General features: G+C 55.8%; 10 protein-coding genes, 1 pseudogene and 1 riboswitch. Of the genes and pseudogenes, 6 read left to right on the forward strand and 5 right to left on the reverse strand.

What is annotated here, in order from left to right:
• Positions 1–585: 585 nt before the first annotated feature.
• Positions 586–984, reverse strand: a pseudogene (locus ACVWXE_RS02025) (IS630 transposase-related protein); the annotation flags it as partial.
• A 92-nt stretch (positions 985–1,076) separates the two neighbouring features.
• On the opposite strand from ACVWXE_RS02025, the gene ACVWXE_RS02030 reads away from it, so the two are divergent.
• Positions 1,077–1,844 carry a biotin--[acetyl-CoA-carboxylase] ligase gene (locus tag ACVWXE_RS02030; RefSeq protein WP_457393115.1) on the forward strand — a complete coding sequence of 256 codons (768 nt, stop codon included), beginning with the start codon at positions 1,077–1,079 and terminating at the stop codon, positions 1,842–1,844.
• On the opposite strand, the gene uca is transcribed toward ACVWXE_RS02030, so the two are convergent.
• The 3 genes from uca to ACVWXE_RS02045 all read right to left on the reverse strand — a co-directional run bounded on the left by uca (position 1,824) and on the right by ACVWXE_RS02045 (position 6,904).
• On the reverse strand, positions 1,824–5,414 hold the full coding sequence (gene uca / locus ACVWXE_RS02035; protein WP_457489457.1) for an urea carboxylase: 3,591 nt from the start codon (positions 5,412–5,414) through the stop codon (positions 1,824–1,826). The genes ACVWXE_RS02030 and uca overlap by 21 nt on opposite strands.
• Positions 5,414–6,055 carry an urea amidolyase associated protein UAAP2 gene (locus ACVWXE_RS02040; protein ID WP_457393118.1) on the reverse strand — a complete coding sequence of 214 codons (642 nt, stop codon included), beginning with the start codon at positions 6,053–6,055 and terminating at the stop codon, positions 5,414–5,416. The genes uca and ACVWXE_RS02040 overlap by 1 nt, the downstream gene beginning before the upstream one ends.
• Before the next feature lie 69 nt (positions 6,056–6,124).
• Positions 6,125–6,904 (reverse strand): urea amidolyase associated protein UAAP1, encoded by a 780-nt coding sequence (locus tag ACVWXE_RS02045; protein ID WP_457393109.1) that lies wholly within the window; start codon positions 6,902–6,904, stop codon positions 6,125–6,127.
• Between the two features lie 82 nt (positions 6,905–6,986).
• A riboswitch (guanidine-I (ykkC/yxkD leader) is annotated at positions 6,987–7,099 on the reverse strand.
• Between the two features lie 281 nt (positions 7,100–7,380).
• Here ACVWXE_RS02045 and ACVWXE_RS02050 point away from each other — a divergent pair.
• The 5 genes from ACVWXE_RS02050 to ACVWXE_RS02070 all read left to right on the forward strand — a co-directional run bounded on the left by ACVWXE_RS02050 (position 7,381) and on the right by ACVWXE_RS02070 (position 13,538).
• On the forward strand, positions 7,381–8,451 hold the full coding sequence (locus tag ACVWXE_RS02050; RefSeq protein WP_457489458.1) for an ABC transporter substrate-binding protein: 1,071 nt from the start codon (positions 7,381–7,383) through the stop codon (positions 8,449–8,451).
• Positions 8,417–9,265: an ABC transporter permease gene (locus ACVWXE_RS02055; protein ID WP_457393103.1), complete on the forward strand. Its 849-nt coding sequence runs from the start codon at positions 8,417–8,419 to the stop codon at positions 9,263–9,265. The genes ACVWXE_RS02050 and ACVWXE_RS02055 overlap by 35 nt, the downstream gene beginning before the upstream one ends.
• A gap of 31 nt (positions 9,266–9,296) precedes the next feature.
• On the forward strand, positions 9,297–10,091 hold the full coding sequence (locus tag ACVWXE_RS02060) for an ABC transporter ATP-binding protein (RefSeq protein WP_457489459.1): 795 nt from the start codon (positions 9,297–9,299) through the stop codon (positions 10,089–10,091).
• 114 nt (positions 10,092–10,205) lie between these two features.
• On the forward strand, positions 10,206–11,585 hold the full coding sequence (atzF, locus tag ACVWXE_RS02065; RefSeq protein ID WP_457489460.1) for an allophanate hydrolase: 1,380 nt from the start codon (positions 10,206–10,208) through the stop codon (positions 11,583–11,585).
• A gap of 465 nt (positions 11,586–12,050) precedes the next feature.
• Positions 12,051–13,538 carry a cation:proton antiporter gene (locus ACVWXE_RS02070; protein ID WP_457489461.1) on the forward strand — a complete coding sequence of 496 codons (1,488 nt, stop codon included), beginning with the start codon at positions 12,051–12,053 and terminating at the stop codon, positions 13,536–13,538.
• A 1-nt stretch (position 13,539) separates the two neighbouring features.
• Here the strand turns inward: ACVWXE_RS02070 and ACVWXE_RS02075 are convergent, their stop codons facing one another.
• A complete protein-coding gene (locus ACVWXE_RS02075; RefSeq protein WP_457489462.1) occupies positions 13,540–14,127 on the reverse strand; it encodes an FHA domain-containing protein in 588 nt (195 codons plus the stop codon).
• Positions 14,128–14,184: the final 57 nt, after the last annotated feature.

A 14,184-nucleotide genomic window follows, 5' to 3' on the forward strand; every position in this document is an offset into this window, starting at 1 on the left:
TTCTCGTTTTGACAAATTGGCCAGGAACTTCTTGAGTTTTCTCTATCTCGTCAGTGCTCTCTTTTGGCTCAAATGAAAGATCAACACAACCTAAAGGGGAGGGAGGCTACCCCCGCCGCTTCTAGGACTGCAAAAATGCGTTCCTCTCTGAGTTTGGCATCTTCAATCTCACGGATGGCAAGATGCGTTTCCTTGGGAATGGTAACGTCCCCTATCTGCTCCAAATCCTGCAACGCTTGCTCGAGGGTGCGGATGACCCGCTGGTTATCAATCGGTTCGGGATACTCCCGCCACTCCGTTGGTGCCTTGGTTTTCCCAACCTGCGAAGCGCCCATGGATAATGGTGAAGATAAAGTAATATGCTCCCTATCAATTTTATCGAAAAACTATCATAGACTTGAATAGCAAGGTTACGGCTACGCCACATCAGAGGATGAGATGGGCAACAATATTCGCAGAAAGTATCCAGGTTGTTTCAACTAATTTACAGTCTTTTCAGAGATTTTGGGGTATGGGAGAGTTGTCCATACACCGATGGAAGGGATTCGAGTTGTACCCTGTAATCAACAAAAAGACTGTATGCCAGTGTCCTAGGCGTTGTTCCTGCATAAATTCACTCTTGGCTTTTTCACTGCGGAATGTCTTTTTTTAGAGTGATTTTATGCTTTTTCAAGAAAGAATGCAAGGTGCTAATACTCACATGGATTCCTAGCCTTTCTCCAATAATCTCAACATATTGCCACAAACACTTATCTGGATACTCTTCAACAATGGCTAAAATCTCAACTTTATTTTGTTCTAAAATTCCAACTCGCTTTGTCCCTACTTTTTTAGGTGTTAAGTCTTGAGTCTGTTTATACTGTTGTACGAGGCGATGTACTGTCCTTTTAGTTACCATAAACCGCTTAGCTACCTCCCGGATTGTTCTCCCGCTTGGTATGCAGCTACAATTCTTTGCCGTAAATCTAAGGAATGTGTAGGCATCTCTTTGTCCTCTCATTTTTATGGTTTGTATCCCATAATAGCACAAAAGACTGTAATTTGGTATTGTACATCAATCAAACTACAATTGGGTCATGTCTTTGCCCCCTTGGTTGCATTGGCTGGATGAGTGTCCGAGTACCAACACTTGGGCATTACAATCGCTGGACAGATTAACTCAAGGGGATGTGGTTTTTACCCCCCGACAGACGGCAGGGCGAGGACAGCAAGGGCGTTCTTGGTATGCGCCAGCAGGCGTTTTAACCGCTTCGTTTGTACTGCAACCGCTTGCCCCCCCGGAATTGCCCTGGTTGAGTTTGGCAGCAGGCTTGGCGGTGATCTATGCGGTGGAAGATTTGATGACTTTGCCTGCCCTGGCTCTGGGCATCAAATGGCCAAATGATGTGCTGCTTTGGGGGCGAAAGGTGGCAGGGGTGCTGTGTGAAGCCCGGTTTCCTCAGGCGGTGGTTGGGGTGGGGCTGAATCGGCAGGTAGATTGGCCACAGGTGTTGGCAACGGAATCCATCCATTTATCCCCGGCACAGGTGGCGAGTCTGTCGGAAGTGAACGATGCGCCGCCGGAAGTGATGCCCTTGTTGACCAAATTGCGGGATTACCTTTTGCAAGCGCATGGGGTGATCCGGCAGAAGGGTTTGACCGGGCTTTTGCCCCAACTGCGCCAGCGGGATGTGCTGTACAGTTGTCCTTTGGTTGTCCATACGCCCGATGGGATGATCAGCGGGATGGGAATGGGGATTGACGCCTGGGGACGCTTGCAGGTGCAACGAGCAGATGGAACGATGCAAGCCTTGGCCGCCGGGCGGGTGGTGCGCTGGGAACCCTCACGTCGCCGGGATGAGTAAAAGAATTATTTGCCCTGCCGTAACCGCTTGCCCCGGCTGACAGAGAATCTGGGCGACAGTGCCATCTGTGGGGCTAAGTACCTCAATTTCGGTTTTCATCGCTTCAAGAATGACCAACTTTTCCCCGGCACGAACCACTGCTTGCAGGTGTACCACCACTTGCCAAACCGTACCGCTGACTTCCGCCCGCACTGCCACCTGCCCTGGGGGAATGGGAATTTCCGTCGGCTCTAGCGGGACTGTCACCGCTTCCGTATCGGGGCGGTCAAATTCCCCAGCCGCTACCCACCGCTCTCGCTCTGCTTGAAAGGCGTTTTGCTGTTGGGTTTTGAAGGCACGAATGGCATCCGCATTTTCTTGGAGAAAGCGTTGATATTCCCCCAGATGAAACGTTTCCTCGTGGATGTCCAGTTTCACCCGTCCATAGATCACATCCTCTCGGTAGCGCTGGAGTTCCGCCGCAGTGACCGGGAAAAAGCGAATCTGGTCAAAAAACCGCAGCAACCAGGGCTGGGTAAAATCGGCAGTCCGGTAATAGCGATTCCACACAGGCACGGTACGCCCCACCAACTGATACCCCCCCGGCCCTTCCATGCCGTAAATGCACAGGTACGCCCCGCCAATGCCTACCGCATTCTCCGGTGTCCAGATGCGAGCCGGATTGTATTTGGTTGTGACCAGCCGATGCCGGGGATCAAGGGGTGTAGCCACCGGTGACCCCAGATACACATCCCCCAGCCCCAGCACCAAATAACTCGCCCCGAACACAATGTCATACACCTGCTGTACGTCCGCCAACCCGTTCACCCGCCGGATAAATTCCAAATTGCTCGGACACCAGGGGGCATCCGGTCGCACCGACTGCATGTATTTAGCAATAGCAAGCTGGATGGATTCATCATTCCAAGACAGGGGCAAATGCACGATGCGGGTGGGTACGACCATCTGATCCACAGCCGGTAGTTCCGCCTCTGCCGCTGCTAGGATATGTAAAAGTTCAGAACGGGGTAACTGTTGGTTGTCGTAATGCACTTGTAGCGAACGAATGCCGGGGGTCAAGTCAATAATGCCGGGGATGTTTTGCGCTTGTAGCCAGGTCATCAACCCATGCACCCGGAACCGTAAGGTCAAATCCAGAGTTAATGGCCCGTATTCAACCAATACATATTTGTCCCCCGCTTGCCGGTAGGTAACCCCCACAGGATGGGCATCCGTCATCTGCTGCAAGATGGGTTCTGTGGCCACCGGTACGGCTGGGATCGGGGGTAGGGGTTCCAGGCGAGCTAATTCCTGTTCCTGTCGCTGTTCCCAGGCACGGGCCGTCGGTTCATCAATGGGAAAAAACCGCACCCGGTCTCCCGGTTTCAACTGCCCTACTTTCCACAATTCCGCCTGCACAATCGTCGCCGGACAGACAAACCCCCCCAAACTTGGCCCATCGCACCCCAAGATGATCGGCATATCGCCGGTAAAGTTAATCGTGCCAATGGCATAGGCGTTGTCGTGGATGTTGGAAGGATGTAATCCTGCTTCTCCCCCATCGGGTCTGGCCCAAGTTGGCGCTGGCCCTATCAGCCGAATCCCCGTGCGGGCCGAATTGTGATGCACCACCCAGGCGTGGCTCAACAGCATCTCCATATCCTGCGGGGTAAAAAAATCCGGTGCCCCGTGCGGACCCACCATGACCCCGATATCCCAGGTATCAGTGTATTGAGGAATGAGTTCGGGGGGCAAAGCTGCGGGTTGATCTTGTCCATCCCAGGGCGCCAGCGGCAACACATCCCCCGCCCGCAACGCTCTACCGCCATGCCCGCCAAACTGCCCCAGGGTAAAGGTTGCCCGACTGCCCAAGTACTCCGGCACCGGTAGCCCCCCCTGCACCGTGATATAGGTGCGACACCCAGGCCCCTGCACGGCCTTCAGCGTCAACACGCTCCCTGCCCGTACCGTCACCGTCTGCCAGTAGGGAACCGGTTGGTCATCTAAAGTTGCTGGCATCATGGCCCCGGTCAAACAAATCCGGGTAGGCGCATTAAACCGCAACGTCGGCCCTGTCATCGTACATTCCAGCCCAGCCGCCCCCAGGGGATTGCCCAGCAACCGATTGCCCCAGCGAAAGGCCAGGTGATCCATCGGCCCGGAAGGCGGCACCCCCACATTCCAATATCCCAACCGCCCCGGATAGTCCTGCACGGTGGTAAAGGTACCGGGTGCCAACACGTCGATTGTCTGAGGCTGATAGGTGAATTGGGCAAGAAACTGGGTACTCACTTCGCCCCGCTGAAACTCCGGGGTCGCCACCACCTGTTGCAGGTACTCCAGATTGGTTGCAATCCCTGCCAGAGTCGTCTGCGCCAACACCGTTTGCAACTTTTGGATCGCCGCTGCCCGGTTCTCCCCATGCACCATCGCTTTCGCCAACAGGGGGTCGTAGAACGGGGTCACCTCACTCCCACTGCGAATCCAGGCATCCCACCGGGCACCCTCAGCCAAATGCACGTGGGTCAGCACCCCACTACTGGGTTGGTAATTTTTGTGGGGGTCTTCGGCGTAAATCCGGACCTGGATGGCATGACCCTGAGGCCGGTGGCAATAGCGGTCGAAAAAATCCCGTTCCCCAGCAGCCAAACGTACCATCCATTCCACCAAGTCAATGCCGCAGACCAATTCGGTAACCCCATGCTCTACCTGCAACCGGGTATTGACCTCCAGGAAATAAAACTCCCCCGTTGTCCCATCCACAATAAATTCCACCGTGCCCGCCGACTGGTACTGCACCGCTTCCCCCAACCGTTGCGCCGCCTGGTATAGTCCTTGCCGCACCGATTCCGCTAACCCCGGCGCTGGCGTTTCCTCGATCACCTTTTGGTTACGTCGTTGGCTCGAACAATCCCGTTCCCCCAGGGTCAACACCCGTCCCTGACCATCCCCAAAAATTTGCACCTCCACATGGCGGGCCACAGAAATATATTTCTCCAGAAACACCCCCCCGTCCCGGAAATTGGCCTGGCTCAGCCGTTGCACCTGGTCGTAGGCCGTTGCCAATTCCGCCGCATTCTCGCACCGACGCATCCCAATCCCCCCACCCCCTGCCGTACTTTTGAGCATCACCGGGTAACCGATCTGCTCTGCCGCCGCCTGCGCCTCTTCCAGACTATTTAATAAAGGCGTGCCGGGAACCAGGGGAATGCCTTGACGGGCAGCCAGATCACGGGCAAGGTGCTTGCGACCAAACTGGCGAATGTGCTCTGGCTTAGGTCCAATAAACACCAGCCCCCGTTGCAGACAGGCAGTGGCAAAATCCGCATTTTCGCTAAGAAACCCGTACCCCGGATGAATCGCCGCCGCCCCCGCCTGCACCGCCAAATCCAACACCCGGTCCCCTTGCAGATAACTTTCGCTGGCCAGTGTCCCTCCCAACGCCAGAGCCTCCGTCGCCGCGTCCACGTGGGGACTATGGCGATCCGGTTCCGAGTAGATGGCAACACTGGCAATCCCCAACCGGTTTAACGTGCGGATGATCCGTAGGGCAATTTCCCCCCGATTGGCGACCAATACTTTGGCAAACATCAGCCCTCCGCATCCCAAATTAGCAACCGCACCGGCGTGGGGTGGTAGGCATTACAGGGGTTGTTGATCTGGGGGCAATTAGAAATCAACACCAGCACATCCATTTCCGCCCGCAAATCCACGTACTTCCCTGGCTCAGAAATTCCATCTACGATTTCCAAGCGGCCATCTGGGCCCACTGGCACATTCATAAAGAAATTGATATTGCTCACCAAATCCCGCTTGTTCATCCCGTACTGGCTCAACTCCAGCAGGTAATTTTCCACACAGGCGTGCAGATGCTTCTTATGCAACCCGTAGCGCACCGAATTGCTCTCCATACTGCACGCACCCCCCAAAGTATCGTGACGGCCACAGGTATCATTGAGCACCGTCATTAGCACATTGCCCGCATTGGACATCAACTGCGTCCCCGCCGTGATAAAGATATTCCTCTGACGCACCACCGTATCCGGCGCACTGTAGCGCTCTGAAGTATCGGCGGCATTGTAAATCAGGGTGTCCACCGCCTGATTCCCCTCTAAATCCACAATCCGTAAAATCTGCCCCTTGTACACCACCTTCGACCAGGGCTGGCGGGCAGGCAATTCGTAGTCATAAATCGCCTTGGCCGGGTCCAGCGTCGGGGTCGCCATTGCCATCGTCGCCATACCGTTTGTACCTCCTGAAAAGAAGTTAATGCAGAAATTAGTACAAAACAATTACATTCCCTAGAGAGCGTAATGGGGAGCTAGCGGTCGTTGCCGCCACCAGGTGTCCGTGTTGATGAATCCCCGCACTACTTCTTCGTTGGCTGTGCGGCAAGGGTCATCGGGGCCAGGCTCCGGGGAACGCCACACCGTCAGTTGGATAGGCTGCGGTCGGTACACCGTATCCGGGTGCAGGACATGGGGACAGTTGGCAATCACCACCAGCACATTCATTTCCGCCCGCAAATCCACGTAAGCACCGGGTTTAGCCGCTCCGGCATCGTACTGTAAATCCCCTGTTGGTGTCACCGTTACCCGGCTAAAGAAATTCACATTCGGCATCAAATCCCGGCGGGACATCCCCCACTTGCCCAACGCCCGCAGAAACTGATCCTGGGCATTGTGAAAATCCTGGCGACCGTGAATGTCCGTGCCGATGCCCCCATGCCCGTACTTGGCCCGATTGCTCGCTGCCGTACTGCACCCGCAGATTAGGTCATGGCCGTTGGACGTATCCGCCGTGATGGAAAACAAAATCCGTCCCATATCCGAGTACAGCACCATCCCCTGGCGCAAAAAGGCACTGAACTGGATTTTGGCCGTATCCGCCACATTCAGCCGCTCCATTGGACGGTCCGCGTTGTAGCAAATCATCGCTACCCCCTGGGACCCCCCCAAATCCGTAATCCGTAGGGTCTGCCAGCGGGGAATCACCCCGTGCCAATAGCCTCCCCCCGGCACCTTCTCCGACCAAACCACCAATTCTGCGGGAATATCTGTCTCGCACACCGTTGCCACCATACCTGTACCTCCTGCGTGGGTTACCAAACGACACAGCCCAGGAGATGATGCGACCTAGCCTGCCTTTCAGACTAACCGCACGACCTCCCGGGCTTTTATCCCGCCGTGTAACCGCACCCGCTAGGGCAACGGCCTGCTTCTCTTGGACCAGCCGCAGCAGTCACCACCGCTGCCGGAACCCTAGAAGCTCTCCTGCTGGCTGCTAAACCCATCCTAACCCACCCCCTACAAAAAACAGTTACTTTTGTTACTTTTTACAAAAATTTACAACCTGTTCGTTTGGTTTTTTTCCTATATATGCCCAGCAAATTTTAAAAAGTGTATCCCAAGATACTGTTTTTCCCAATTTGGTTTGGGGATGCTTAAGCCGTACAGGGAGCATTGGTCTTGGGGGGTGAAGTCCTCACGATTTCTCACTCCTTTCCCTGGTGAGGAACAGTTCGGTTCCGGTTCATTTTTTGGAGTTTACGGGTGGCATGAGATGGCAATCCCACGCCTGGAAAGGGCTGTTGTTTGTGTTGGCAATAGTATTTACCGTCAGTTGTGTCCGTCCTGGGGCAGAGGATCAAACTCCCACGGTACGCCTGGGTTTTAGTGCGTGGCCGGGTTGGTTTCCCTGGCAGGTCGCTCAGGAGAAAGGGATTTTTGCCGCCAAAAATGTGCAGGTGGATTTGAAGTGGTTTGACAGCTATTTGGACTCCATTAATGCCCTGACGGCCCAACAGTTAGACGCCAATTCTCAGACCCTTAATGACACCATTAGTGCCGTAGCTGGTGGTGCGGATCAGGTGATTGTTTTGGTGAATGATAATTCGACGGGCAATGACAAGATTATTGTCCGGGAAGGGATTAATACCATTGCGGATTTGCGGGGGAAAAAAGTAGCTGCCGAAGAGGGCACAGTGGATCATTTTCTCCTGCTTTTGGGGATGGAAAAAGCGGGATTGAAACCTTCAGATATTACGTTTGTGCCTATGGAGACGGGGAAAGCCGCAACCGCATTTGTTGCCGGACAAGTAGATGCGGTGGGAGTGTTTGCACCTTTTACTACCCAAGCCCTCAAACGTCCGGGCAGTAAGGAATTATTTAGTTCCAAGGATTTTCCGGGAGCAATTTCGGATCATTTGGTGTTTACCCGTAGCTTTGTAAATGAGCATCCCGAACAGGTACAGGCAGTAGTAGATGCCTGGTTTGCAACGACGAAATTTCTGGAAACCAATCCCGATGAAGCCATTGCCATTATGGCCAAAAAAGCTAATGTTTCCGTGGAAGAATACAAGCAATATGCAGGCGGCACTCGCATTTTTACAGTACAGGAAAATATCACTGCTTTTCAACCTGGCAATGATATGTCCTCGTTGCCCTTTGCCGCTAAAAAAATCAGTGCCTTTTTGACGCAAGTTGGTTTAGCGAAAACGCAGCCGGATTTGAGCAAATTGTTCGACGACCGGTTTGTGAGAGCTTATGCCGCCCGTGTCCAAACCCAAACGTCCCCCAGTACAAGGAACGCCCATGATCGACCCCGACCGTTCCCAGCGCATTCGTGACCAGTTGCAGCCCCGGCGGTTGCGCCCGTCCGTGTTTTGGCGGCTGGCTGAGGACATTCCCCCCCGGTTGTACTGGCGGTTGGCGGCGCTCTCTATCCTGTTCCCGCTGCTGGTGTGGGGGTTGGTGACCTGGGTGGGGGCCGTGGACCCAAAGTTTTTGCCCTCGCCGGGACAGGTGGTACAGGCGGCGATTCGTCTGGGGCGTTCGGGAGAGTTGTGGCAGGATACCTGGGCGAGTGTGGGGCGGATCGGGGCCGGGTTTACCCTCTCGGCGTTGGTGGCAATTCCGGTGGGATTGGTGATGGGAAGTTTTGCCAGTGTGCGGGCGTTGCTAGAACCCTTGTTTGGGCTGATGCGCTATATGCCTGCTCCGGCATTTATTCCCCTGTTGATCTTGTATCAGGGGGTGGGAGAAGCACCTAAGGTGACGCTGATTTTTATTGGCACGTTTTTTTTCAATGCGCTGATGGTGATGGATACGGTGAAATTTGTGCCCAAAGAGTTAATTGAAACCACTTATATGCTAGGCGGAAATCGAGTAGCGACGGTGATGCAAGTGATTTTTCCCCACGTGCTGCCGGGGATTTTGGATGCCTGTCGGATCAATTTGGCGGCGGCTTGGCAGTTGGTGATTGTGGCGGAATTAGTAGCGGCAACCGAGGGGTTGGGGCGACGGATTAGTTTGGCAGGCAGATTTTTACGGACGGATGAAATTTTTGTGGGCCTTATCGTGATTGGCCTGATTGGATTGGTGTTGGATTTGTTGTTTCAATATTTGGTGCGCTTGACCTGTCCTTGGGCGGATACCAAATGAGTTTTTCTATTGCTAATTTGGAGGTTCATTCATGTTTTTACAGGTGCGACAGTTGAGCAAGCATTTCCCGACCAAGCGGGGTACGTTGGTAGCCCTGGAAGATATTAATTTCTCAGTGGCTGCCGGGGAGTTTGTCTGTGCGGTGGGGGCTTCGGGTTCGGGTAAGTCCACTCTGTTGCGGCAGATTGCCGGGTTGGATCAGCCGACGCGTGGTGGGGTGTGGATTGATGGGCAGCGGGTGACCGGGCCGGGGGCAGACCGGGGGATCGTTTTTCAGCATTACTCTCTGTACCCCTGGATGACGGTGCAGGAGAATGTGGAGTTTGGCCTGAAATTGCACGGGATTTCCCCCCAGGTGCGGCGGGAACAGGCGCAGTATTACCTGGAGGTGGTGGGGTTGACGGCGTTTGCCCAAGCGTTGCCCCGGCAGTTGTCTGGGGGGATGAAACAGCGGGTGGCGATTGCTCGAGCGTTGGCAACCGAACCACGAATTCTGTTGCTGGATGAGCCGTTTGGGGCGTTGGATTTGCACACCCGGGAAACCATGTATGAATTTATGGTGCAACTGTGGCAGCGTACCCGTCTCACGGTGTTCATGATCACCCACGATGTGGAAGAGGCGGTATTTTTGGCCAACCGGATTTTGGCGTTGAGTGCTCGTCCAGGGCGCATTTGTCGGGAGATACATGTGGAATTGCCGGATCGGAGTTTGGGGGTGATGGCCATCAAACGCCATCCAGCTTTTCATGACTACCGGGATGAATTGGTGCGCATCCTGCGGCAACAAGGACGGGCGGATGCCCCTGCTCCGGCGTTGGTGGCTTAGGCAGCGGTGCTTGTCTAGGCGTTCCGGTTTCTTCATGCCCTTCCAGTCCTGAGACGGTTGGGTTAGGGCCTACGTTGACTACCCTGCCGCTTTGGTAACTTTTGGGGACGATGGATGATCCTGAGCCTTGATTTGCAATCCTTGCGCCAGGCGTACAGCACGGGACAGGTGACCCCGGTGGACGTTGTGGAAACGGTGTATGAACGGATTGAACGCTATGCTGACCCGGCCGTGTGGATTTATTTGGCTCCCAGGGAGGAAAGTTTACGGCGGGCGCAGGCGTTGACCCAAACCGAACCGAGCCAGTTGCCCCTATACGGGGTTCCCTTTGCCATCAAGGACAATGTGGATTGGGCGGGGGTGCCGACGACGGCAGGGTGTCCCAGTTTTGCTTATGTGCCCAAGGAGTCGGCGACGGTGGTGGCAAAATTGCTGGCTGCCGGGGCCATACCCATCGGTAAAACCAATATGGATCAATTTGCGACGGGGTTGGTGGGTACTCGTTCGCCCTATGGTATTTGCCGCAATCCCTTTCACCCGGAGTACATTCCGGGGGGGTCAAGTTCCGGGTCAGCGGTGGCAGTGGCGGCGGGGCTGGTGAGTTTTAGTTTGGGGACGGATACGGCGGGTTCGGGGCGGGTGCCAGCGGCGTTTAACCAAATTGTGGGCTTGAAACCGACCCGGGGTTACCTGAGCACCCAGGGGGTGGTGCCCGCGGTGCGGAGTTTGGATTGTGTGTCCATCTTTGCCCTGACGTGCCGGGATGCCGAGGCGATTCTCCAGGTGGCTGCTGGGTTTGACCTGCTGGACCCGTTTTCTCGCTCGCCCCAGTGGACGGATCAACCGCCGGGGGTGCGGGTGGGAGTGCCGCCTAGGGAGCAGCTGGATTTTTTTGGGAATCAGGCGGCGGCAGACAATTACCAGCAGGCGTTGACTCGGTTGGCAGGGTTGGGCTGTACCTTGGTCACGGTGGATGTCCTGCCGTTTTTGGCGGCGGGTGATTTGTTGTACGAGGGGGCGTGGTTGGCCGAACGCACGGCGGCAGTGGGGGAATTTCTCCGCCAGTCTCAGGTGGGGGTTGACCCGGTGGTGCGGCAAATTATCTTGGCGGGTGAGGCCATTTCTGGGGTGCGGGTGTTCCGGGATATGTACCGTCTGGCGGCGCTGAAACGGGAAACCGAGGCGCAATGGGCGGAGATGGACCTGCTGGTTTTGCCGACTACGGGGACGATTTACCGGGTGGCGGAAGTGCTGGCCGATCCCATCGCCCTGAATCGCAAGTTGGGACGGTACACCAACTTTGTCAATTTACTCGACCTGTGTGCTTTGGCAGTACCAAACGGCAGACAGCCCAACGGTTTACCGACCGGCATCACATTCATTGCACCAGCGGGGCGAGATCAATGGCTGTGCCACTGGGGACAACGGTATCAGGCGGCGCTGGGGGGAACGTTGGGAGCCACAGGGATTGCCTATGACCAGGTGTGCTCCTAACTACACCGATTGGCATGACTAGTGGGAGTTCTGTACTGACACCCCGTCCACGATTTAGGTTTACCTCCAGATTATTGGATGAAAACGGTGGACGTAGGCTGTCCAACCGGCGACGGTATGCCCCCAACAGGGCAGTCCGCAATTCGCTTGAGACCACTTGGTACACCCGCTCTCGCTCGGTTGTCCCCGGGCGGGCAATCGCTTTTGGCTCTAACCCCAGCCGCCGCAATAGTTTGTTGACGATATGCACCCCGGTCTGCTCTGGCTTGATGTGCAGGTGCAGGTAGCGTTCAATTATCTGGAGTATAAGAGTGCCTACCTGGGCGTTGCCAACAGTTCCCAAGGGAGGTTAGCTTCTGTAACAGTCTTCCAGCAGAAGGGCGAAAGGAATGGGAACGGCAGCGTTCCCACCAGGGCCGGCCCGAGACAAAAAGCTGTTCATCATTTGAGGGTGAGATCTTGCTGTTGAACAACCTAGATTCAGTGTTGCTTGCTGTTGAAGCCGCTGCCCCCCTTGAACCGGAAGGGGCTGCCAATCTTTTACCCCTGATCTTGGCGGCGGTGCTGATGGCTCTGGTGGTCATCTATCTGGCCAGCCGTATTGCCGGAGAAATCGCCGTTCGCCTGAGTTTTCCCCCCGTGTTGGGAGAACTGCTGGGGGGCGTCGCGGTAGGGGCCTCCGCGCTGGGGTTGTTGGTCTTCCCGGAAGGACAAGTTTCCGGCCAAGAGCTGCACACCTTGGCTCAATCCTCAGCACTGATGCAACTTCTGCAAGCCACTGCCGGACTCGACGAGGGATCCCTGGTACAGGTGTTCTCCTCCCAAAGCCAGATCATCGACATCCTCTCCGAGATCGGGGTGATCGTCCTTTTGTTTGAAATCGGCCTCGAGTCGGATCTGGCCGAGCTGTTGCGGGTCGGCCCTCAAGCCGCAGCCGTAGCCGTCATCGGGGTCGCTGTGCCTTTCCTGGCCGGAACCCTGGGCTTGCTCTACCTGTTTCATGTGCCCGTTATCCCCGCCATATTTGCCGGCGCTGCCCTCACAGCAACCAGCATCGGCATCACCGCCCGCGTCTTGGCCGAGCTGCAAAAACTCACCTCCCCAGAAGGACAGGTGATCATCGGCGCCGCCGTCTTGGATGACGTGTTGGGCATCATCATCTTGGCCGTGGTGGCGGGCTTGGCCAAAAACGGAGAAGTCAACCTTTCCGATATCGGCATCATCATCCTCAGTGCCATCGTCTTCTTGGTCGGCTCCATTGTTTTGGGGCGCCTTCTCAGCCCCTACTTTGTGGCCCTTCTCAACAGCCTGAAGACCCGAGGTAACCCCCTTCTGCCCGCCCTCGTGCTGGCCTTTCTGCTGGCTTATGTGGGGCAAATCATTCATCTAGAAGCGATTTTGGGCGCCTTTGCCGCTGGCTTAATCTTGGCCGAAACCGAGAAACGGCAAGAGCTGGAAGAACAGATCAAGCCCATTTCCGACCTACTGGTGCCCATCTTCTTCGTCTGCGTTGGGGCCAAAACCAACCTTGCCGTACTCAACCCCACCCTCCCCGTCAACCGAGAGGGGCTGATCATTGCCGTCTTCTTGATCGGAGTTGCCATTGTGGGCAAGCTAGCAGCGGGCTTGGGGGCCTTTGGCAAGCCGGGCATCAACCGCTACGCCATCGGAGTGGGCATGATTCCCCGGGGTGAGGTGGGCCTGGTGTTTGCCGGTGTGGGGGCCGCCAGTGGGGTTCTCTCCGATGCCCTCGATGTCAGCATTATCGTCATGGTGATTGCCACCACCTTTGTCGCTCCCCTCTGGCTGCGGGGAGTGTTGATCGAGGAAGCCAACTCCCCCTCCCTCCTGGACTTGCAGGCAGAAGCGTCAGAGCAAGAGCGCAAAGTCGGCGCCGACGAGACCGCGTCATCGCTCCCAGACTCAGAACGGGTGGGCATTCCTGAGGGCTAAATTATCTCAGCTTTCCCCTCAAACGCCCCCAGAGGGTCTGCAACAGCAGCCGCAGCGGATTGCGGCGTTGAGGCTTCACGTCAATTCTCTCCGTCGTCTCCTCTTGGGGCAAAATTGCCTGCATCGAGGGCGGATCAAACCGCTGCATGGTTGTGGAGCGTCGATCCACCACCTCCGCCTTCACGCTGCGAAAGCTTACAGACTGGAGATACTGCTGAAAATCTTCGTCCGACAACCGACGAATGCAGTACTGCATCCGCACCCGATCCCCCAACAGGATCTGATCCCCATCCTTGAGATCCCAGCTCAAACATCTCTGCCCATTCACCGAGACGCCGTTGGTGCTGCGCTTGCCCTCGATATTGCCGTCCAGCAGCCGGTAGGTATACTGGCCATCTTTTTGGGGTAGCCGCAGCAGCAGCGCGTGTTGCCGGGAAACCGCCGCCGAATGAATGACAATCGCATTGCTGGGATCCCTGCCGATGGAATAGGTGGCAGCACTGAGGGCCACAGCCCGCCGTCCTTGTTCATCATCGATCACCAACACATGCCAGATTTGGGAGGGGGAAGACTGTGCGCCGGTAGCCATGGTCTGGGGCCTTGAGGGGGAGCTGTGTTGACCGTCGAAGTTGCAGTACAGGCTCCT

The sequence above is a fragment of the Thermostichus sp. MS-CIW-41 genome (genome assembly GCF_054058915.1).

Bases quoted from the DNA above. Each gene is read 5' to 3' on its own strand.
- ACVWXE_RS02045 (WP_457393109.1), bottom strand. From the start codon at position 6,904: ATGGTGGCAACGGTGTGCGAGACAGATATTCCCGCAGAATTGGTGGTT.
- ACVWXE_RS02060 (WP_457489459.1), top strand. From the start codon at position 9,297: ATGTTTTTACAGGTGCGACAGTTGAGCAAGCATTTCCCGACCAAGCGG.
- atzF (WP_457489460.1), top strand. From the start codon at position 10,206: ATGATCCTGAGCCTTGATTTGCAATCCTTGCGCCAGGCGTACAGCACG.
- ACVWXE_RS02040 (WP_457393118.1), bottom strand. From the start codon at position 6,055: ATGGCAATGGCGACCCCGACGCTGGACCCGGCCAAGGCGATTTATGAC.
- ACVWXE_RS02050 (WP_457489458.1), top strand. From the start codon at position 7,381: ATGAGATGGCAATCCCACGCCTGGAAAGGGCTGTTGTTTGTGTTGGCA.
- ACVWXE_RS02030 (WP_457393115.1), top strand. From the start codon at position 1,077: ATGTCTTTGCCCCCTTGGTTGCATTGGCTGGATGAGTGTCCGAGTACC.
- uca (WP_457489457.1), bottom strand. From the start codon at position 5,414: ATGTTTGCCAAAGTATTGGTCGCCAATCGGGGGGAAATTGCCCTACGG.
- ACVWXE_RS02075 (WP_457489462.1), bottom strand. From the start codon at position 14,127: ATGGCTACCGGCGCACAGTCTTCCCCCTCCCAAATCTGGCATGTGTTG.
- ACVWXE_RS02055 (WP_457393103.1), top strand. From the start codon at position 8,417: ATGATCGACCCCGACCGTTCCCAGCGCATTCGTGACCAGTTGCAGCCC.